Here is a 21,049-nt window from a genome sequence, read left to right as displayed (position 1 = left end):
TTTACTAATTTTTAAGGAATATTTATTAATCCACGTATAAACACACAAATGTATTATATTTTCAACGAAGCCAAAACCTCTTTCAGGAGAAAACATGTTTTTTTGCTCGTTAATCAAGATTTAAATACTCCACGGAATATCCAATATCCATTCTTTTTATTCTTACTCCATTGCGGTTTACTGAACTTACAACAAGGATGTATATATCGATCAAGAAATATTTCCAAAAGTTAAAAAAAGAGAAAAACAAAAGGAAGAAGTAAAAAGACCCCAAGATTAATTTCTCTAACCAAGGGACTATATTCTAACTTCATATAAGTGGTCCCCATTACTGACATTGGTCCGATTAAGAATACTAATTCAGTGGTATTCTTTATAGGTGCTATAAAAACTACAAAAACAGCTATTAACACATAAAAGATAATTAATTTTGCTACGGGTCTGTGGTTTACAGGAATTTTTTGGATATTGACTAGAAAAATTCCCATAAAGAAAAGTAAACATATCCCAAAAGATGTCAAGGTAAATAGAAAAGAAACATTTTTATAAGCTTCAAAATTAATAGAAATCGGATCGATATAGGAGTCTAAATCCAAAAAATGATCATATCTAAAAAGCATGTAGCAAGAAACAAATATATAGACGATCCCCAGTCCTGTTAAGGAAATGATCCAGTTTTTATAGCTTTTTGCTGCAAAAAATAACATTCCTATAAAAAGTACTATCATAAAACTAATACTCCAAAAATACAATACTGAAGCCATCCCATAACATATAGATGCTTCTAAAATAGATGATTTTATCGCTTTTTCATTTCTTAGATTACATACTCTTTCTGTTCCTACCACCACAAAAAAACTAGAAATTAACAGTGGTATTGCATTCATAACCTCCGGTGCCATCCCAATTAAAAACACATAGAAAAACACTGAGTAAAGGTTTCGACTAGACAGATTATATTTTCTAACTAGAAAATGAAGTATCAAAATAGAGATCACACTGATAATATATCCGGCACAAAAAGTCATCGCTACAGATGTGGTTTTCTCTTCTAATTTATAGTACCTAAGAAGAAAAAGAGTCAACAGGTATACTTTAATTATTATAAAATTAATAGGTTTCGTTTTGGTAAAAATGCTTGATAACATCGATGGTTTTTTATATTTTTGCCACTCAAATTACATACTTTGTAATTTTTAATTATTAAAGAGATTAAAAATAACCCTTTTTTACATAAGGAAAATATATATAAGCATGAAAGAGTTTTTTGAAGGTATCCAATCTTTATTTGAAAATGTACTATTTCTACCGATGCATTATTTCAGATCTTTGGAATTAGAAAATTGGACCATGGCCAACATTATGAATTGGCTTTTTATGCTAATTGGTTTTGTCGCTTTTATTTACTGGATGAAACAATTGCAGAAATTCAATGACAATAATGAAGAAGATAGAGATCAGACATCTCATTCTTTCTTGGGATAATTAAGAATTTACTCGGCTAGTCGAGATGTAAAATGATCAGAGATTCATTTCTGAATCAAACATTATTTTCTCCTGTATTGATACCGAGGTAATTTAAGTAAAACAAAAAAGCCTGAATTTATAAATTCAGGCTTTTTTGTTGTTGGTATAGGGATTTATAGATCGAAGCCCAAATCCTTTCTATAATACATTTTTTCGAAGTTCAATTTTTCGATATTTGTATATGATTTTTTTAATGCTTCTTTAAAATCCTGATCAAAAGAGGTAACCGCCAGTACTCTTCCTCCGTTTGTAATCACTTTTCCTTCTTCTATTTTTGTTCCGGCATGAAACACTAAAGAATCAGAAATTAAATCAATTCCTTTAATCTCTTTTCCTTTTTCGTAAGCCTCGGGATATCCTCCTGATACTGTCATTACAGTAGTAGCATATCTGCTATCTACTTCTAAACTTACTTCATTTAGTGTTCCTTGAGCTACATGCTGAAATAAGCTTACTAAATCTGTTTGTAACCTCGGTAATACAACCTCGGTTTCCGGATCTCCCATTCTTACATTATACTCAATTACTTTAGGTTCTCCTCCTACCTTTATCAGTCCAATAAAAATAAATCCTTTGTAATCTATCTCTTCTTTAGCTAACCCTTCTACAGTAGGTCTTACTACCTGTTCATCAATTTTAGACATAAATACGCTGTCTGCAAAAGGAACTGGTGAAATAGCTCCCATTCCTCCTGTATTTAGACCAGTATCTCCTTCTCCAATTCTCTTATAGTCTTTTGCCGTAGGAAGTGTCACATAATTCTTTCCATCTGTCAAAACAAAAACACTTAGTTCAATCCCATCCAAAAACTCTTCTACAACGACCTTTCTACTTGCTTCCCCAAATTTTTCGTTTGTAAGCATGTCTTCCAGCTCTTCTTGCGCTCTTTTTAGATCTTCTAAGATCAAAACTCCTTTTCCTGCTGCTAATCCATCTGCTTTTAACACATAAGGAGCTTGTAGTGTTTCTAAAAAACGTTTTCCTTCTGCTACGGTTTCTTTTGTAAAACTCTGATAAGCTGCCGTTGGAATATTATGTCTGAACAAAAACTCTTTTGCATATTCTTTACTCCCTTCCAATTGAGCACCTTCCTTTGACGGACCGATAACTGCTACATCTTTTAATGCTTCATCTGCATCAAAAAAATCTTTAATCCCTCTTACCAAAGGGTCTTCGGGACCGACGACAACCATGGTAATATTTTTTTCTATTACCAAATTCTTAATTGCAGGAAAGTCTGTTACAGCGATTGCAACATTTGTTGCTATTTTTGAAGTTCCCGCATTTCCTGGTGCCACATATAATGTATCACATTGTGGGCTATTCGCTATTTTATAAGCAAAAGTATGTTCTCTTCCTCCAGAACCAAGTACTAAAATGTTCATGTCAGCTATTTTTCTTACAGGCAAAAATAATTTTTTAGCTGTTCTACAGCTAATTTATTTTGAGTTATTCCCTAAAATAGGTTCATTCCTTATAATTCGACTACTCAAAATACTTCTTTTTTTAAGTAATAAGGGGATAATAATAGAAAAAAAGACGATTCCATTGAAACGAACAAGCATGGATTCGAATAATAATGAAATCAACAAAATCAAAAATACAGCTAACTCATTAGGGCTTCTTCTCATTCGCCTACCTAAAATCACAAAAATAGCTGCTAAAACAATGAAACCTAACACACCTGTTTGTAACCAAGTCTGAAAAAATTGATTATGCGCATTATACTTTCTTTTTAAATTGTGCTCATACCCCAAGGTTGCATATTCCCTTAACAATATATCATTTGCATCTCCTGTTCCATATCCTAGAAAAGGAGATTCTCCTATCAGCTTGATACAAGCATCCCAAATCAAAAGTCTCGACTTTTCTGAGGACATCGCTTCATATGATTCGATATTCGTGAAATTACGTACTCTATTATAAAAAACTGACATCCTGGGATTATCTACAAAAACAAGTACGGCTAAGAAGAAAATTACAAACATGGTATATCTTCTATTTCTATCCCCAATATTGAAAATCAAAATCAAGGATATAATTGTCAATGCCAGATACGCCCATTTAGAAGCTAATAAAAATAAGTATGTAAATAGTATAAGTATGATTAACAACTGTAACCTGGAAGCTAACTTTCTTTTTAGATAAAAACTGAGCACCAGCAAAATATAAATTGATACATAATTGGAATTGACTAATCTCGAAAACTCTTCTCTAATAAAGAAATCCCAACCGGTAATTACAGTTTCAAGCAATTCTATAGAATCAATAGTTTCTATAATGATTCCTCTTTTTATTGCTTCTAATGTACTTTGAATCCCTAGTGCTAAATTAATAAAGAATGAAAACAATAAACCGACAAGTAAAAATTCAAAAAGTTTCCTAACAGCTGAAGCATCTTCTTTTACAAACAAAAAAATAATTGGAAATAGCAACAGAGACAATGATCTTTGCAATAACTTGATTCCATCATATATATTATCCGTATATAATAATCCTAATGTAAGAACAACAAAATATAAAGGAAACAGTAATAAAGCCTTATTATCTGTAATAAATTCCTTTTTAGATTTAAAGATATGAAGCACTCCCAACACAATCGCTAACACAAAAAACGGTGTTGGTAATTTAATCCCTAAAGGAAGTAGAAAAAATGCTATGTATAAGCTATTCCAAAATATAGTAAGAATCCAGTTTTTATCTTCATCTCGATAAAAAAAATTACTGATATTGGAAATTAGCTCTTTCATAAACACATTCTCATTTATTTTCTATTGAATGAAGAAAAGTCCTTGTGTTCGCTTTTATATAATTCCTCCTTAGATAAGCTTTTAAAATAATCTAGCGTTAGCAGCATCCCCTGTGCTCTATCTATTTTTGGTTCCCAACCTAAAATTTCTTTTGCTCTCCTTATATCAGGTTGTCTCTGCAATGGATCGTTTACAGGCAATGGTTTATAAATAACTTTTTGGGCAGTTCCTGTTAGCTTAATAATTTCTTCCGCAAAATCTTTAATTGTTATTTCATGTGGATTTCCAATATTAACCGGATGCACGTAATCACTATGTAATAATCGATAAATCCCCTCTACCTGGTCATCTACATAACAGAAGGATCTTGTCTGTAAACCATCTCCAAATACTGTGAGATCTTCTCCTCTTAACGCTTGTCCGATAAACGCAGGAATTACTCTACCATCATTTAATCTCATTCTCGGACCATAGGTATTAAAAATACGGACAATTCTTGTTTCTACTCCATGATACCTATGATAAGCCATCGTAATTGATTCTTGAAACCGTTTAGCTTCATCATATACCCCTCTTGGACCAATCGTATTTACATTTCCATAATAATCTTCTGTCTGTGGATGGACTAAAGGATCTCCATACACCTCACTGGTAGAAGCTATTAAAATTCTTGCGTTTTTCTCTCTTGCTAATCCTAATAAATTATGAGTTCCTAATGACCCGACTTTTAAAGTTTGGATTGGAATTTTTAAATAATCAATAGGACTTGCTGGTGATGCAAAATGTAAAATGTAATCTAAATTCCCAGGAACGTAAACAAATTTTGTAACATCATGGTGATAAAACTCGAAATTAGCGTGTTTAAACAGGTGCTCTATATTTTTTAAATCCCCAGTAATTAAGTTATCCATTCCTATAACATAATAACCATCAGCGATAAACCGATCACATAAATGAGATCCTAAAAAACCTGCTGCTCCAGTGATTAAAATCCTTTTCAATCTAAACAAATTTTAAACCTTACGAAATAAGTAATTATAAATATAATGTCATTTTAAAGAAGTATTAGACTCATCTCCCAATCCTATTTTGTAATATACAAAACCTATTCTTTCCATTTCTTTCTTATCTAAAATACCTCTTCCATCAAATAGAAAAGCTGGTTTATTCATCTGCTGATAAACTTTTTCCCAATCATACTCTTTAAACTCATCCCATTCTGTAAGAATTGCTATCCCATGAGTATTTTCCATCGCTTTATAAGGATCTTCAAAAACTTTCAAATATTTTTTGTTCTCAGAAATTGGTCTAGATTCAAGGTTTTCTATATCAAAGTATATTTGCTTTTCTTTTACTTTTGGATCATATATAGCTAGGTTTGCTTGTTCACTTAATAAATTGTCAGCTACTTTTATTGCTGCAGATTCTCTTGTATCGTTTGTGTTTTTCTTAAATGCCCAACCTAAAAAGGCAATTTTTTTACCTGAAACTGTATTATACAATGTACTCACTATGTTATCCGAAAAACGATTTTTTTGATGGTCATTCATTATAATAACTTGCTCCCAATAATCAGCGACTTCATTTAATCCATAACTTTTCGCAATATAAACCAAGTTCAAAATATCTTTTTGAAAGCAAGACCCTCCAAAACCTACCGAAGCATTCAAAAACTTAGAACCAATTCTCGAATCCATCCCAATAGCCCTAGAGACTTCATAAATATCCGCACCTGTTTTCTCACAGATTTCAGACATAGCATTAATTGATGATACTCTCTGCGCTAAAAAAGCGTTCGCTGTTAATTTAGAAAGCTCAGATGACCATACGTTTGTTGTCAGAATTTTTTCTTTAGGAACCCATTTTCCATATATTTCTACTAAAGCATTAATAGCTTCCTCTCCCTTCTTATTGGAAATATCTCCACCAATTAGTACTCTATCTGGGTTTAATAAATCTTGAATTGCAGTACCTTCGGCTAAAAATTCCGGATTTGATAAAATTTGAAACTGTACCCCATTACCTGTATTATCTAAAATATCTTTAATAGCTGATGCTGTTCTAACAGGTAATGTAGATTTTTCAACTACAATTTTATCCCTTTTGGCAACTTTAGCTATTTGACGAGCACATAATTCAATATATTTTAAATCCGCTGCCATCCCTTTCCCTTTACCGTATGTTTTTGTTGGAGTATTTACAGAAATAAAAATCATATCAGCTTCTTCAATTGCTTTATCAACTTTTGTAGAAAAGAATAAATTTTCACCTCTAACTTCAGCAACAATTTCAGCCAAACCTGGTTCAAAAACAGGAAGGCTATTATAATTTTTATCATTCCAAGCATCTATACGAGCTTCATTGATATCAACTACAGTAACTCGTACTTCCGGACATTTTTTTGCAATTACTGACATTGTCGGCCCACCTACATAACCTGCCCCAATACAACAAATAGATTTAATCTGCATATTCAATTTTGATTATATGTTAAAATAAAAGATACCTCAGTTAAAAATTCATTAAACTCCTCTTGAAAAAAGAATTGTTGTTATTGTTTTGAATAGAATCCTCATATCTAATGTAACGGATCTGTTCTTAATATAATATAAGTCGAACTCCAATTTTCTAATAGAATCATCTAAGTTTTCTCCATATTTATATTTTACTTGTGCCCAACCAGTAATTCCTGGTTTGATAACATGCCTAACCGAATAAAAAGGGTTCATCTTATCTAATTGATCAACAAACACTTTGCGCTCTGGTCTAGGTCCTATAAAACTCATATCTCCCTTAATAACAGAAATAATCTGAGGTAATTCATCAATCCTAAATTTTCGCAAGATCTTACCAAATGGAGTAATTCTACTATCATTATTTGTCGCCATTTTTGCTCCAGACTTCTCAGCATCTACAACCATAGAACGAAATTTATAAATTTTAAACTCTTTCCCTTTTTTCCCCACTCTTTTTTGAGTATAAAAAAGTGGTCCCTTATTTACAAATAAATTAACTATATAAACAAAAGGCAATACCAGAATAAAAACAAGCCCAACAATGATGCATAAAGCAATATCAATTAATAATGCAAAAAGTTTTTGAATATAATGTGAACGTTTATTTTTAAGGTGTAATACCTCATAAAAATTATTCCCTAATAAATTCAATGGCAATGCTTCATATGTAGATTCATAAAAGGATGTAAATGTAAAAACTTCTTTTCCAAAATACATAGCTTTAGTTAAAAATTGCTCAACCTCTTTTGGCATATTTTGATAATCTTTAATCCTAATAACTACAGTATCTATCTTATCAATTATCTTATCTAACCTTTTATTATTTTTAGTAAATACATCACTACAAACGGATAAAGATAATTTTACGTTATATCCGTTCGATTTTTTTATTCCTTGAATATTATTAATGTTATCTTGAGTTTCACTCTTAAACATTCTTTCATAAATATAAACTGTGTTTTTAAGAAATGGTTGAGAAATAAAAAAATTTGAACAAATTAACCTCCAAGCAGTGAGAGAAAATGGCATTAATGTAAGAAATACTAAAAGATATGGTCTACTTACAGTTGTATTTATTACTAAAACAGTAAGAAAAAATATTCCAAAAGAATATACAACTCCAGCTACTAAAGATAATCTAAATATCACAACTGGTCTTGATGCTCTTTCTAAGTTATAAGCATCTATAACATATGATATTATAGAGAAAATTAATACTCCAATTATATAAAGCATTATCCCGTGTCTTTCATAATCAAAAGTACCTTTTAGTGTTTTGTTTACCAACAGGTACAGATAAAACAAGACTATAGTAATATCTCCCAAAAAAAGAAATACCTTTCTTTCTAAAACGTTAAGAGTAAATATTTTTTTCAATGTAGAAAATTTAAGAGCAAAAGTAACATTTAAAATAAAGAGACTTCTAATCTATTTTAAGTAATTTATGTATTATTACTGATAAAAGATAAAAGATACTTTTCAAAAAACTCAGCTTTTCTATCTTTCGATATAATACCCAATGATATTTTATTAAATTAAATTTATTCGATGAAATAGAATCCTCTCTGACACGATATGAAGCCAGTACTTCATTCATTCCAAAGCCTTGAGTCTTTTTTAAAATATTAAGCCACAGTGCATAATCTTGTCTTTTTCTAATTAACGGCATAAATAATTTCCCTAAAGAATTCGTATCATATATTACTGTTAAGCAACCTATTGGATTATACAATAAAGCTTTTTTATAAGTTACTCTTCCTTTACACTTAATTACTTTATTTAAATCTTTTCCTTCTTCATTTATCAACTTATAAGAGGTAAAGCTAAAATCATAATTATTAGACAACATAAAACCTAATTGCTTGTCCAACTTATTAGGAGACCAAGTATCATCACTGTCCAAAAATGCTATAAACCTTCCAGAAGCTATCTCTATCCCCTTATTTCTAGCAACTCCTGCTCCTGAATTTTCCTCTAATTGTATTAGTTTAAACCTATTATCATTTCCAATATAGTTTTCAACTTTACTAAATGAGTCATCTTTCGAACAATCATCAACTAAAATATGTTCCCAATCTAAATACGTCTGTTTTTTAACAGAATCAATACATTGTTCTATATAATCTGAAGAATTATACAAAGGAGTAATAACGCTAACTAATACTTTCATAAACGAAGGATTAAAAAAAATAGATATTATAAATACTCTGAATATAAATTCTTCAATCTGATAATTGTCTCATCCATATTATAACTTGTTACAAGCTCTCTAAGGTTTTCTTCTTTACTTATTAATGATTTATATAATGCTTCTCCTAACTCTTCAGGAATAGGATTACAAGCAAAGCAGTTATTGGTTCTCAATGCAACTTTTTCCAAGTCACTTACCTTTGTACTTACAAATGGTATATTACATGCTAATACTTCTTTCACAACATTTGGCCAACCCTCGTGTGTAGATGTTAAAAGTAAAACATCTGTCCCGTTTATAAAATCACATACTTGAGAATGGGGAATGTTACTCATCGTAATTAATTCAGTATTAGGCATTTTTTTATTTAGATACTTAAAGCTGTCATTTGCTAATTCGAACCTTTTTATCGGATTATCAATATTAACCGAAGCAAACAATACCTTCTTTATTTTAGACTTATTCTTTTTTTCTAAAGGTCTAAATTTATTTAAGTCAATAGGGTCTACAATTACATCTATTTTTATGCCCTTATATTTTCTTTCAACTTGATCTTTCATAGCGTGAGACATAACGATAAGGTGATCAAATCTTTTTATAGAAAACTGACTTAAAAAGCTCCCCAATGAAATTCTTATTTTGTTTAAAGTAGAATTAGAGGGAGCCTTATACCAATCAGATCCTTTTAGAGATAAAATTCTTTTTGTTTTCATTAAGCTTGTTAAAAACCCAACTGCTGACCCATATTGAGCATGTACAATCTTATATTCTTTGGAAAGCTTTTGAAGCTTAAACATATGTTTAAGAAAACTCAAAGGGTTTCTTAAGTCATCTAAATAATAAATGTCTACTTCATCTTTCAAAAATTCGTACTGATTATACATCCAAACTCCACCTGCTCCTGGTAAATTTGGAAAATTATGTAACCATAAAATTCTTTTTTTACTATCTTTTTTATTTTGCACGCCGAAAAATTAAACTAATTATTACAACAAAATACTATTACAAATAATGCTTTATTTGTTTTTTTCAATTATTTCTTTAATATCATATATGTTTTCTTTAACAGAAAACAATTTAATAGATTGCTGATAACATCTCAAACATGTCTTATCAAAATTAGCATCATATATTATATCTTCTAAATACTTCTTCATTAAATCAAAGCTTCCATTACAATATTTTCCTAAATTATTTTCTTGAATTACATTGTTTGGATCAGAGTTTAAAGACAATACAGGTGTTCCGCACATCCAAGACTGAATAAAAGTATTAGAAAAGCCTTCTGAAACCGATGTATTAATCAATAAAGAAGATTTAAGTAAGAATTTATTAATAAAGACGTTATCTTTTAGTCCATGAAACACAACATTATTGCTTTTTTTTAATTGGTTTTTTAACTTATTTCCATACTCATCGTTTCCTATATTTCCAATAACATTAAAAACTATATCTTGGCTTTTAAAGCTTTCTGCCAAATCTAAATAAACCTCTAATTGTTTTACAGGTCTGGCATTACCTACCCAAACCACATTTTTTTTATTTAAAACATCTACTTTATCAACGATTAAAGGATGCATATTAGAAATAATAGATTCAGGAGTGTAATTAAACTCTTTAACTTTATCAAACTGATACTTTGTTTGACAAATTATTAATGGTTTATTTTTTAGTATTTTTTTAAAAAAATACTTTTTTAAAACACCTTTATAGTTATTTGAAAACTCAACTGAATAATTATCTGCAATATGTAAAATAAATGGAATTCTTCTCTTTTTTAGTACTTGAGATAACCTAATTGTAAAAGTGTTTAAAATCCTTTGATAAACAATATCAGGCTTTTCTTTGTTTAAAATTTTTTCCACTTTATCGGATAATTTTTTATAAATAAATAATTTCTCCGTAAAGCTAGCTACAACTTTTAAAGAATAAATTTTATAATTATCAAAAATTAAAACTTCTTCCTTTAATGGGCTTGTTGAGATGTATACTACTTCGTAATTTAATTTAACTAATTCGTTTGCAATAATTTTTGATTGATACTCAGCCCCACCTTTAACAAGGGGATAAAATGGAACAAAAAAACATATTTTTGTTTTTTTCATTTAATTTTCAATTTTTGAAATACGATAAATTTTCTTTGGAATAACTTTATATGTTAAAACTACAAAAGATACTTGAAAAAGATAAAGTATAACATTAAACAATATATATTGAGATGCGGATCTAGAAGATATCAAAACAATATTAAATGATAACAGATATATTATTTTTATAAAAATATTATTTTTCTTTTTATTACTTTCTAAATAAATTATAAAAAATACTGCTATAAAATACACTAAAAAAGCACCCAAATAACCAAAATTCATATATGCCTCTAATAAAGAAGAAAAACCTGTTCCTGCCGTACTACCTTGTTTTTTTCTTTCAGGAAAATAATCATCTCTAAATTCATATATTATACTTTTAGGTTTGTTAGGATAAATATATGTTGGAAAAAAAGCAAATAAAACTTCTGAATATGTTTTCCCTAATTTATACTTATAGTTTTCTGGTTTTCTATCAATAAATATTCTATAATTTAAAGCAGAAGCATAAAACTCAGTATTAGCAGGGTTCATCAACCTAAACAACCTTTCCTTATTCTCATTATAAAACGAAATAGCTCCATTATATTTAACCTCCTTCTCTCTTAACAATGTTAAAACGTTAAATAGTATATATAGTATTGAAACAAAAAATATGTATTTAGTTTTAATACTTTTTATTCTATGATTGATTGAAAACCCTAAAGCAAAAATCACAAATGAAACTAATAATGTTCCTCTTTCTCCTATTATGAGGTTAATAAAAAAAACAAAAAGGATTGATGGTAAATATCTAATTAAATATGTTAGTCTAAAATTCTTTTTTGTGGATGCTAAAAACATCGAAAAAAGAGAAATAGAAATGTAAAAAAAACCTTCATAAGGGATATTTAAAACTAAATCATTTACTGCTCCTTGATAAAAAGCTTTACCATTTGAAACTGTAGAAAACCCACCGGCTCTAATAAAATTTAACAACTCACTACAACTTGCTATATATCCAGAAACTAATGCAAACCTATAGTAGATAATCTTTTTTTCTAAACCATGTATTTGTATATCCATTGTTTTTCTATTAACAAAAAATATGTACAATACTATTATTGCTAATAATGCTAATTGATTAGAAATCAGATATGAAAACAATGTATCATCTACTTTATGCCATGTTTTTAATTTTGCAATTCGATGCCACCCTATGTCAGCTTCAAAAAAAACTGATATTGGCACAGAATAACCATAAAGACCAAATAGAACTATAAGTAAGAACAAAATAGAATTAATTCCCGTTACTCTTAATGTATAATAGCCTAATAACACATAACTCAGTAGAGAAAAGAACAGACCTATGTTAAACCACTTAAAGCACAGGCAAAAAACACTTAATAAACATAAAAGTAGTGCAGATAAAACCTTTAACATTTTCTATTTATAAATAAAAAATAATACTTCAAAACTATGCTTTTATTTATTAATAAAGCAAGTACTATAGCTAATAATAAATTAAGCAACAATAACTCTATCTTATTTGTAAGTGAAAATAATGAAATTAAAAAAGTTAATACAATATAAATGATAAACCTCTCAATTCTTATCTTTAATGTTATAAACTTATTCACATCTATATATCTATAAAACAATAAAACTAAATTACCAATCAAAAAAACTGATGAGGCTCCGTACAGTCCATATTTAGGAATAAAAACAAATCCCAAAACTAATATCACTGCTCCAGAAATCATAGATGTTTTAGACCCCCTAATATTTTTCTTCTCGCATTGATAAATAATTCCAATAACAGAAGCTAAAGACATAAATAATACACCTAAAGACAAAATTGGAATAAAATTCATTGCTGATAAAAACTTATCATCAATTACAATTGGAAGAAAGATTTTTTGCGAAGCAATTAAAAGTATTACTATAGAAAAAAGAATGGCAGAATACTTCCTAAATGTTTCAGAAAAATACCCTTCAAATTCCTTTTTTCCATAGATTTCAAACATTTTATCCTGTAAAGAAAGATAAAATATCCTATTAAGAATTTGAACAACATAAGCTATTTTAAAAGCAATAGCATAGATACCATTAGAACTTAAACTTAAATACAACAATATAATATATTTATTAGCCATTGTATTTGTCCATAAACTGAAAGTGTTAGGTACTAAAGGTATCGAATACGATAATAATTCTTTCATAGTAGATTTCTTAATTTCATAAATACTTAAATACTTATGAAACTTTATAAAAATAAGATAGACTAACAATGATAAGAAAGAATAGAAATAAGCTAATAAAATACCTTTCAACTTATATTCCTTAGCTAGAAAAACTGCAAAAACAAACACAATTACAGTAAAAATCACTTCAGTTATCACATAGTGAAAAGATGAATATACTGATCTTATAACCTGTTTTATAATTATATAAAAAAAGTTTGCTATTAGGTATAAATAAATAAATAAAAACAAATCATGTTTAATAAAAAAAGTAAGGATAAAATAGCATAAAGAAAAAAAACTAATTCCTAAAATAAAGATTAATGAGCTATTCGAAACTATGTGACCAATATTTTCTCTTTCTTTTTTTCCAATCAACCATCTTATTACTGCTGACTCTATATGACCGAAAAACAATGGAGAAATTAATGTTACAGAAGATGCTATTACGTCAAAAAAGCCTAATTCTTCTTGACTCAAAAAAAAAGTATACATTGGAACAAGGAAAAAATTAAGAACTAAAGTTCCTATATTTCCAATACTATATATAAACGAAGCTTTTACTAATCCTTTGCTTTTTGTTCCCATAACAGATTAATTGAGTAAAATAATGAGTTAAAAATCGTAAAGGGCAGTACTCCTAATATCCTTACTAATAAATTTTCTGTGAAAAGACAAATAGTAAAGCTTAAAAGAAAAAAGAAAAAAAATAAATTATTGCTTTTAAAGGCAATTAATAAATTATTAAGCAGTAAGTACACAAATAAAACTAAACATAAAAGACCCCCAGATAACATTAGATGTAAATAATAATTATGGGAATTAATTTGTTTTCCTTTTGATTCAAATTCGTCCACGATATAATTGTTATTGATATAACAGTTATTTAACTCTTTTTGAACATTACCTACTCCATAACCAAAAATAATATTTGATGTTATCAATTTCAAGGAACAATCGTAAATTAATACTCGCTTATCAGTTCCCTGTGAAAATTTTCCATACTTAACATAATCAATTAATTTAAATATAGACTCTGTATTTTTATTATCATAACTAGAAAAAAAGCCCTGTTTTTTTAAAAAGAAAAAAAAGAAAAAAAATGTAACCACATAAACTAACAAATATTTTTTGTTTTTAAAAACAAAAAATGATAAAAGAAATAATGATAACATTAAAGAAAACACTACACTAATAGACTGACTATAAACAATAAAAGAAGAAAAAAGAAAAAAAAGAAAAACTAAAAATATTTTGACAAAAAATTTTCTTGTATGATTAGAAATCAAATTAAAAATTAAAAATATTGCTACAAGAAAATTTAGAGACACATATGTTTTATGTGTTTCATAAAATAATGTCAAGTGTTTATGTGCTTTAGATAATGTAAACTCATAAGGATAACTCCAAAGAACTTGTATTTGATTAAAAAAACTACTTTCCATTAAGTTAGGAAAGCGATCAATTGATAAGCCCTTTAATAGCATATAAGTTATATATATCAATATGATTAAATTAGAAATCAAAAAACCATAAGAAAATTGCTTAATTGTTTTCTGTTCTATTCTTGGAAAGAAATAAATTAAAACAATGGGAAAAATAAGTATTAAAATAGATGATTGTAATCTACCTAATGAAAAGAAAAAGTCATCTGAGTATACCGAAGAAAAAATCAATACTAAGTAAAACCCAGTATTAATGATTAATGGTCTTATTCCATATTTACTATATCTATTCTTTAAATTATTCCAATAAACTACCATTACTAAAACACAAAAAGTTATTATAGTAATTGATGTAATTGCCTCTTTTAAAATTGGATAAAAAGACAATAACACTAATAGAGAAGAAAAAAAACTATATTTTGATATGTTTTTTAACAGATCTGTTATTTTATTCATTTTAAGTGTTGAAATTTAGACAAGCTTAAATCAGTTTTCATCAAAGTCTATCTGTAACTATACTTTTAGGTAAGAAGCTTTTAACGTCATATATTACAGCATTAGAGTTTCCATATGCTGAAATATCTATATTTTTAAACTCATTATGCCCAACTGTTAAGACAATAGTGTCATACTTGTCTTCAATCTTTTCCATTAATCTAATCCCATATTCATCTTTAACTTCCAAAGGACTCGCATAAGGATCAAAAACATCTACAGACATCCCAAATTCTTTAAGTTCATTAATTACATCTATAACTTTTGAATTTCTAATGTCTGGGCAATTTTCTTTAAAAGTAATTCCTAAAACCAATGCCTTGGCATTTTTAACACGATGCCCCTCTTTAACCATAAGTTTCACAACCTTATTTGCTATATGCACACCCATCTCATCATTTATTTTTCGACCTGATAAAATAACTTCTGGATGATATCCTAAACTCTCTGCCTTATGAGTTAGATAAAAAGGGTCTACTCCTATACAATGTCCTCCTACTAAACCAGGTCTAAAAGGCAAAAAGTTCCATTTAGTTCCTGCTGCTTCCAATACTTCTAACGTATCAATATTCATCTTATCAAAGATCAAAGCTAATTCATTAACAAAAGAAATATTTAAATCTCTTTGAGTATTTTCAATAATTTTTGCTGCTTCAGCCACTTTTATAGAAGAAGCTTTATGAGTTCCAGCAACTACAATCGTAGTGTAAAGTTTATCTATTAGCTCTGCAATTTCTTCATTACTTCCAGAAGTGACTTTTACAATATTATGAACTCTTCTTATTTTATCTCCTGGATTTATTCTTTCAGGAGAATACCCACAGAAAAAATCAATATTAAACGTCAAACCACTATTCTGTTCTAGAATTGGCACACACACTTCTTCGGTACACCCTGGGAAAACAGTAGACTCATAAATTACTATATTTCCATTTGATAAATATCTACCAACCAATTCACTTGCCCCTATTAAAGGACCTAAGTCTGGTTTTTTAAATTTATCAATTGGCGTAGGAACAGTAATAATAAAAATGTCTGCAAAACTTAATTCCTCTTCATTAAAAGTATAATGAATTGATTTAACTCTTTTAAGGTCATTTTCAGAGACCTCATTTGTAAAATCAACACCTTTTCTCAACCCTTCTATTCTTGAAGGATTGATGTCATATCCTATAACATTAAAGTTATGTTTTCCAAACTCAATTGCTAGGGGCAAGCCAACATAACCTAATCCAATTACTGCTATTTTATTTTCTTTTATGTTATGAGAAGTCATTTATTAAGCTTTTTAAACTATTTTTCCATTCAACCAAAATTATAGAATAAACATTCATAATCTTTCCTTTTCCTAAAACACTATATTTAGGTCTCTTAGCAAAAGTAGGGTAATTATCTGTTTTTATTAACACTATATTATCAAGTTTTCCTGAAACCTTTATTATTTCTTTTGCGAAATCATACCAGGATGCTTGTCCTTGATTACTATAATGATAAATCCCAAATTCTTTTCTATTTTCTTTTATAATAGCTAAGATGAAATTTGCCAAATCATTTGCATTTGTTGGAGTTCCAATCTCTCCAGTTGTTATAGTCAATTTTTTTTCCGTTTCTGATTTTTTTAATATCGTCTTAAAAAAATTGTGCCCAAATTGAGAGTATAACCAAGAGGTTCGAATGATAAAATACGTATCCATTAATTCTCGAATATATTCTTCTCCTTTTAATTTAGATTTTCCATATTCATTAATGGGATTCGGAATATCATTTTCTAAATATGGTCTTGTTCCTTTACCGCCAAATACATAATCAGTAGATATATGAATCAGTACAATCTTGTTTTTTTTACAGCTTTCAGCAATATTTCTTGTTCCTTCAGCATTTATCAAAAATGCTTTTTCCGGTTCTTTTTCTGCTTGTTCTACATTCGTATAAGCTGCACAGTTTATTACAAAATCAATAGGGTGTTCTTCAAAAAAGTTTACCACTTTTTCCTTATTCGTTATATCTAATTCTTTGGAATTTTTAAATAAAAAATTAAACTTGTATTTATCTGATATTAACCGAATACAATTCCCTAATTGACCTGATGCCCCTGTAACTAGTATTGTTTTGTTCTTCACAAAAACTTAATTTTGATATTGTTTAAGGTATCTATTTAATTCCATTAATAACAAGAAAATTAATATCAACCCTAAACAAGCTAATGGTAAAAGAACCTTCTTTTTTGTAAACCAATCATTAACTAGCACTCCTTTATTCGGAAAATCTGAAATTACATTTATAATATTATCAGTACTTGCTTTTTCATTATTTAGTTCTACCTTATCTTCCTGTAATTCTTCTACTTTTTTCAATAACGCTACTTCCGGTAATTCTCCAGTTTTTGATTGTGCTAAATTGATATTGGTACCTCCAATATCTTTACTTGCCTCTATCATTTTAACTTTTCTATAAAAGCGTTGTAAAGAATCTAATTCTAACAATTGTCTTTCAATAATAGAATCTGATAAAGTAATATTTTGTTCGTTTATTCTCTTTTGTAATCTAAAATACTCATTCTCTTCAATAGAGCGAACAATTTGTTTTCTACATTTTTTAGCTACTCTTGGGTTCGTTGATTTTATATGAATTCTATGAAACTTAGAGTTAATATTATTAAAGTTTTCCAAGTAATCTTCATAATCAACTAACTTTTGGGAAATAGAATCCAACCCTTGAATAAACTCACTAAACTGTGATATTTTCTGAGCCTGATCCGAAAAAGATTCTATTTTAACTTCTCGAATCGATTTTGCATACTTAACTTCAATTTTTAAAGCCCCTGCTAATGCTTCAAATTCTTCTTGCTTCGCTAATTCGTCATAAAACTCTATATTATTATATAATTGCTGCGCACTATTAAAGTTAGGTTCCACAATCATAGAAGATCGATACACTTTTTCAGACTTATAATCCCAATAACTTCCGGCAACAATTCCGATAATTACTGCTATTACAAATTTTAAAAAGTGAGCTCTTATAAATTGAAGAAATAAAATAATAAGATGAAAAGCTCCTTTAAAAATATTTCCTATAAATTGAAAAATCTTACGGAAACCATTTCCTATAAGAGTGAATAGTTGTCCTAAATCTATTTCTTCTGATGAATTTTCCTTAGTACTCATATTTGTATATTGAATAATAAATTGGTTCTGTCAATTTTGCCGCAAAGGTACCTTCTTTTAGAAAACTTTACATATAGTTTTCTGTAAAATCACCCAACAAAGGCAATACCTTATCTTTTTGAGATAATAAAACTTCTGAATCCTTTAATTTCCAGTCGATAGAAAGTTGAGGATCTTTGTACAAAACACCGCTTTCTGATTCCTGGTGATAAAAATTATCGCATTGATAACTAAAAATAGCCCTTTCACTCAAAGTAGAAAAACCATGAGCAAACCCTCTTGGTACAAAGAGCTGATAATTATTTGTTTCGTTTAAAACAATAGAAAAGTGTTCTCCAAATGTCTTGGAATCTCTCCGCAAGTCAACTGCAACATCTAACACCTCTCCAGAGATAACCCGAACCAGTTTTGCTTGTGCAAACTTTCCTTTTTGAAAATGTAATCCTCTCAATACTCCTCTACTCGAAATAGATTGATTATTCTGAACAAAACGTACCGTCTTTCCGGTCAATTTCTCAAACTTTTCTTGATTAAAACTCTCAAAAAAACTTCCCCTTTCATCCATAAAGACTCGAGGTTTTATAATAAAACATCCTTCTAATGGTGTTTTTTCAATTTCCATCCTTTCTGTCTTAGTCTAATTGCAACAAATATTCTCCATATCCACTCTTTATTAATTTATTAGCTATTTCATGGAGTTGTTTTTTGCTAATAAATCCTTTTTTATAGGCTTCTTCTTCTATCGCGCCAATTTTAAGTCCTTGTCGTTCTTCTATCACTTGAACAAACTGCGATGCCTGCATTAGAGAATTAAACGTCCCTGTATCTAACCAGGCTGTTCCCTTGTCTAAAATACTGACCTGTAACTTCCCTTTCTCCAAGTACACATTATTCACATCTGTTATTTCTAACTCTCCTCTATTACTCGGTTTTATAGACTTAGCTATTTGAACAACATCATTATCGTAAAAATAAATACCCGGAACTGCATAATTGGATTTGGGTTTTAACGGTTTCTCTTCAATGGAAATAGCTTTTCCATTCGTATCGAATTCCACCACTCCGTATCGTTCAGGGTCTTGGACATGATACGCATAAATAATACCTCCTTCCGGATCATTATTACTTTCTAACAACCTATCTAATCCTGATCCATAAAAAATGTTATCTCCTAGAATCAACGCTACTTTATCTTTTCCAATAAATTCCTCACCAATTATAAAGGCTTCTGCTAATCCATTTGGCTTTTCTTGTACTTCATACTCAAACCGACAACCATAGGTACTACCATCACCTAACAGTTTCTTAAATAATGGAACATCTTGTGGTGTAGAAATAATTAAAATTTCTCGTATTCCAGCTGATAACAATGTAGCAATAGGATAATAGATCATTGGTTTATCATAAACAGGCATTAACTGCTTACTAATTGCTAATGTTAGCGGATGCAACCTTGTTCCTGCCCCTCCAGCTAAAACTATTCCTTTCATTTTTTCATCTGTTTATATTTATTGTTTTTTTTAATGGTCAGACGGGATCGCCATATCATCATATCGTTAGGCACCCACATAATTGTCATGGCTTATTTCATATCTTTTTTAAACTTCTTATACCGGCTCATTTGGAATAGTATATTTATTTATATACCAATGAATTGTTTTCTCAATACCTGATTCAAAATTTTCTTCCGCATTCCACCCTAACTCTTGTTCAATTTTTGAAGCATCTATAGCATATCTAAAATCATGACCCGGTCTATCAGAAACATACGTAATCAAAGAGGTATATTTCTCTTTATTGATCCTTGGTCGTATCTCATCTAAAAGATCGCATATCTTAGTAGCGATGTAGATATTTTCTCGTTCATTTTTCCCTCCGATATTATATGTCTCTCCAAGTGTTCCTTTTTCTAAGGCTAATTCAATTCCTTTGCAATGATCCAATACATATAACCAGTCTCTAATATTTTTTCCATCTCCATAAATTGGAATTGGTTCCTCCGCCAGTGCTTTTCTGATAATTGTAGGAATGAGTTTTTCATCGTGCTGTCGCGGTCCATAATTATTAGAACAATTCGTTGTTACTACAGGGAGCCCATATGTATGAAAATAACTTCTCACTAACATATCTGAAGAGGCTTTTGAAGCACTATAAGGACTATTGGGCGCATAAGGAGTTGTTTCTGTAAACAGCCCTTCTTTTCCTAAGGTTCCATAAACCTCATCGGTAGAAACATGCAAAAAACGGGCAGTAGCAAATTCTGGTTTATACGTATTTGGTCCCTCCATCCAGTATTCATATGCTGCTTGTAACAAATTAAATGTTCCTACTATATTAGTATCGATAAAAGCTCCCGGGCTATGAATAGAATTATCTACATGAGACTCCGCGGCAAAATGTACTACTTTGTTAATCTTATATGTAGAAAACAACTTTTTGATCAACTCTAAATCACAGATGTCTCCTTCTATAAACACGTAATCTCCACCCTCTACTTCTATATTACGTGTATCAGCTGCGTATGTAAGTTTATCTAAATTAATTAATGTCGCTCCTTCTTTTTTTGCTTTGTAGTTCAAAAAATTGGAACCAATGAATCCTGCTCCTCCGGTAACTAATATTGTTTCTTTCAAAATGAAAAATTTGATG

Annotated in this window: 19 protein-coding genes; 1 reads left to right on the top strand and 18 read right to left on the bottom strand. The window is 29.2% G+C overall.

Annotated features, from left to right (window positions below; all coding sequences use genetic code 11):
• Window positions 1-230 precede the first annotated feature (230 nt).
• Window positions 231-1,148 (bottom strand): DUF6427 family protein, encoded by a 918-nt coding sequence (locus HN014_RS07285; RefSeq protein WP_176028223.1) that lies wholly within the window; start codon window positions 1,146-1,148, stop codon window positions 231-233.
• A gap of 106 nt (window positions 1,149-1,254) precedes the next feature.
• Here HN014_RS07285 and HN014_RS07280 point away from each other — a divergent pair, with 106 nt between their 5' ends.
• Window positions 1,255-1,485, top strand: coding sequence for a uracil phosphoribosyltransferase (locus tag HN014_RS07280; RefSeq protein WP_176028222.1), 231 nt, complete (start codon window positions 1,255-1,257; stop codon window positions 1,483-1,485).
• A gap of 155 nt (window positions 1,486-1,640) precedes the next feature.
• Here the strand turns inward: HN014_RS07280 and purD are convergent, their stop codons facing one another.
• From purD to rfbB, 17 genes are all read right to left on the bottom strand, one after another.
• A complete protein-coding gene (purD, locus tag HN014_RS07275; RefSeq protein ID WP_176028221.1) occupies window positions 1,641-2,912 on the bottom strand; it encodes a phosphoribosylamine--glycine ligase in 1,272 nt (423 codons plus the stop codon).
• A gap of 54 nt (window positions 2,913-2,966) precedes the next feature.
• Window positions 2,967-4,277: an O-antigen ligase gene (locus HN014_RS07270; protein ID WP_176028220.1), complete on the bottom strand. Its 1,311-nt coding sequence runs from the start codon at window positions 4,275-4,277 to the stop codon at window positions 2,967-2,969.
• Between the two features lie 14 nt (window positions 4,278-4,291).
• Complete coding sequence (locus tag HN014_RS07265; protein WP_176028219.1) at window positions 4,292-5,278, bottom strand: UDP-glucuronic acid decarboxylase family protein; 987 nt, start codon at window positions 5,276-5,278, stop codon at window positions 4,292-4,294.
• Between the two features lie 48 nt (window positions 5,279-5,326).
• Window positions 5,327-6,748: a nucleotide sugar dehydrogenase gene (locus HN014_RS07260; RefSeq protein WP_176028218.1), complete on the bottom strand. Its 1,422-nt coding sequence runs from the start codon at window positions 6,746-6,748 to the stop codon at window positions 5,327-5,329.
• 51 nt (window positions 6,749-6,799) lie between these two features.
• On the bottom strand, window positions 6,800-8,170 hold the full coding sequence (locus HN014_RS07255; RefSeq protein WP_176028217.1) for an exopolysaccharide biosynthesis polyprenyl glycosylphosphotransferase: 1,371 nt from the start codon (window positions 8,168-8,170) through the stop codon (window positions 6,800-6,802).
• 46 nt (window positions 8,171-8,216) lie between these two features.
• Window positions 8,217-8,963 carry a glycosyltransferase family 2 protein gene (locus tag HN014_RS07250; protein WP_176028216.1) on the bottom strand — a complete coding sequence of 249 codons (747 nt, stop codon included), beginning with the start codon at window positions 8,961-8,963 and terminating at the stop codon, window positions 8,217-8,219.
• 26 nt (window positions 8,964-8,989) lie between these two features.
• Window positions 8,990-9,949, bottom strand: coding sequence for a glycosyltransferase (locus tag HN014_RS07245; protein WP_176028215.1), 960 nt, complete (start codon window positions 9,947-9,949; stop codon window positions 8,990-8,992).
• A 51-nt stretch (window positions 9,950-10,000) separates the two neighbouring features.
• Entirely contained in the window at window positions 10,001-11,089 is a 1,089-nt protein-coding gene (locus HN014_RS07240) for a glycosyltransferase (RefSeq protein WP_176028214.1), read from the bottom strand.
• The gene (locus HN014_RS07235; RefSeq protein WP_176028213.1) at window positions 11,090-12,496 is read right to left on the bottom strand and encodes an O-antigen polymerase; all 1,407 of its coding nucleotides are present in this window, start codon (window positions 12,494-12,496) and stop codon (window positions 11,090-11,092) included. It abuts the gene before it with no gap.
• Window positions 12,490-13,884, bottom strand: coding sequence for a lipopolysaccharide biosynthesis protein (locus HN014_RS07230; RefSeq protein WP_176028212.1), 1,395 nt, complete (start codon window positions 13,882-13,884; stop codon window positions 12,490-12,492). Before HN014_RS07230 ends, HN014_RS07235 begins: the two co-directional genes overlap by 7 nt.
• Window positions 13,860-15,197, bottom strand: a complete 1,338-nt coding sequence (locus HN014_RS07225) for an O-antigen ligase family protein (RefSeq protein ID WP_176028211.1) — start codon at window positions 15,195-15,197, stop codon at window positions 13,860-13,862. Before HN014_RS07225 ends, HN014_RS07230 begins: the two co-directional genes overlap by 25 nt.
• Before the next feature lie 40 nt (window positions 15,198-15,237).
• Window positions 15,238-16,512, bottom strand: coding sequence for a nucleotide sugar dehydrogenase (locus HN014_RS07220; protein WP_176028210.1), 1,275 nt, complete (start codon window positions 16,510-16,512; stop codon window positions 15,238-15,240).
• On the bottom strand, window positions 16,499-17,356 hold the full coding sequence (gene rfbD / locus HN014_RS07215) for a dTDP-4-dehydrorhamnose reductase (RefSeq protein ID WP_176028209.1): 858 nt from the start codon (window positions 17,354-17,356) through the stop codon (window positions 16,499-16,501). Before rfbD ends, HN014_RS07220 begins: the two co-directional genes overlap by 14 nt.
• A 6-nt stretch (window positions 17,357-17,362) precedes the next feature.
• On the bottom strand, window positions 17,363-18,400 hold the full coding sequence (locus HN014_RS07210; protein WP_176028208.1) for a hypothetical protein: 1,038 nt from the start codon (window positions 18,398-18,400) through the stop codon (window positions 17,363-17,365).
• Between the two features lie 67 nt (window positions 18,401-18,467).
• Window positions 18,468-19,022: a dTDP-4-dehydrorhamnose 3,5-epimerase gene (gene rfbC, locus HN014_RS07205; RefSeq protein ID WP_176028207.1), complete on the bottom strand. Its 555-nt coding sequence runs from the start codon at window positions 19,020-19,022 to the stop codon at window positions 18,468-18,470.
• A 10-nt stretch (window positions 19,023-19,032) separates the two neighbouring features.
• On the bottom strand, window positions 19,033-19,890 hold the full coding sequence (gene rfbA, locus HN014_RS07200) for a glucose-1-phosphate thymidylyltransferase RfbA (protein ID WP_176028206.1): 858 nt from the start codon (window positions 19,888-19,890) through the stop codon (window positions 19,033-19,035).
• A gap of 117 nt (window positions 19,891-20,007) precedes the next feature.
• The gene (gene rfbB / locus HN014_RS07195) at window positions 20,008-21,036 is read right to left on the bottom strand and encodes a dTDP-glucose 4,6-dehydratase (protein ID WP_176031056.1); all 1,029 of its coding nucleotides are present in this window, start codon (window positions 21,034-21,036) and stop codon (window positions 20,008-20,010) included.
• Between the last annotated feature and the right edge of the window lie 13 nt (window positions 21,037-21,049).

The sequence above is a fragment of the Aquimarina sp. TRL1 genome (assembly GCF_013365535.1).
Taxonomy (GTDB): domain Bacteria; phylum Bacteroidota; class Bacteroidia; order Flavobacteriales; family Flavobacteriaceae; genus Aquimarina; species Aquimarina hainanensis.
The sequence above is the reverse complement of the archived record's forward strand: the minus strand, read 5'-3'. Positions and strand labels throughout refer to the sequence as shown.

Excerpts from the sequence above, each read along its gene's own strand:
- HN014_RS07285 (WP_176028223.1), bottom strand. The coding sequence starts at position 1,148 with ATGTTATCAAGCATTTTTACCAAAACGAAACCTATTAATTTTATAATA.
- HN014_RS07280 (WP_176028222.1), top strand. The coding sequence starts at position 1,255 with ATGAAAGAGTTTTTTGAAGGTATCCAATCTTTATTTGAAAATGTACTA.
- purD (WP_176028221.1), bottom strand. The coding sequence starts at position 2,912 with ATGAACATTTTAGTACTTGGTTCTGGAGGAAGAGAACATACTTTTGCT.
- HN014_RS07270 (WP_176028220.1), bottom strand. The coding sequence starts at position 4,277 with ATGAAAGAGCTAATTTCCAATATCAGTAATTTTTTTTATCGAGATGAA.
- HN014_RS07260 (WP_176028218.1), bottom strand. The coding sequence starts at position 6,748 with ATGCAGATTAAATCTATTTGTTGTATTGGGGCAGGTTATGTAGGTGGG.
- HN014_RS07250 (WP_176028216.1), bottom strand. The coding sequence starts at position 8,963 with ATGAAAGTATTAGTTAGCGTTATTACTCCTTTGTATAATTCTTCAGAT.
- HN014_RS07240 (WP_176028214.1), bottom strand. The coding sequence starts at position 11,089 with ATGAAAAAAACAAAAATATGTTTTTTTGTTCCATTTTATCCCCTTGTT.
- HN014_RS07235 (WP_176028213.1), bottom strand. The coding sequence starts at position 12,496 with ATGTTAAAGGTTTTATCTGCACTACTTTTATGTTTATTAAGTGTTTTT.
- HN014_RS07230 (WP_176028212.1), bottom strand. The coding sequence starts at position 13,884 with ATGGGAACAAAAAGCAAAGGATTAGTAAAAGCTTCGTTTATATATAGT.
- HN014_RS07225 (WP_176028211.1), bottom strand. The coding sequence starts at position 15,197 with ATGAATAAAATAACAGATCTGTTAAAAAACATATCAAAATATAGTTTT.
- HN014_RS07220 (WP_176028210.1), bottom strand. The coding sequence starts at position 16,512 with ATGACTTCTCATAACATAAAAGAAAATAAAATAGCAGTAATTGGATTA.
- HN014_RS07210 (WP_176028208.1), bottom strand. The coding sequence starts at position 18,400 with ATGAGTACTAAGGAAAATTCATCAGAAGAAATAGATTTAGGACAACTA.
- rfbC (WP_176028207.1), bottom strand. The coding sequence starts at position 19,022 with ATGGAAATTGAAAAAACACCATTAGAAGGATGTTTTATTATAAAACCT.
- rfbA (WP_176028206.1), bottom strand. The coding sequence starts at position 19,890 with ATGAAAGGAATAGTTTTAGCTGGAGGGGCAGGAACAAGGTTGCATCCG.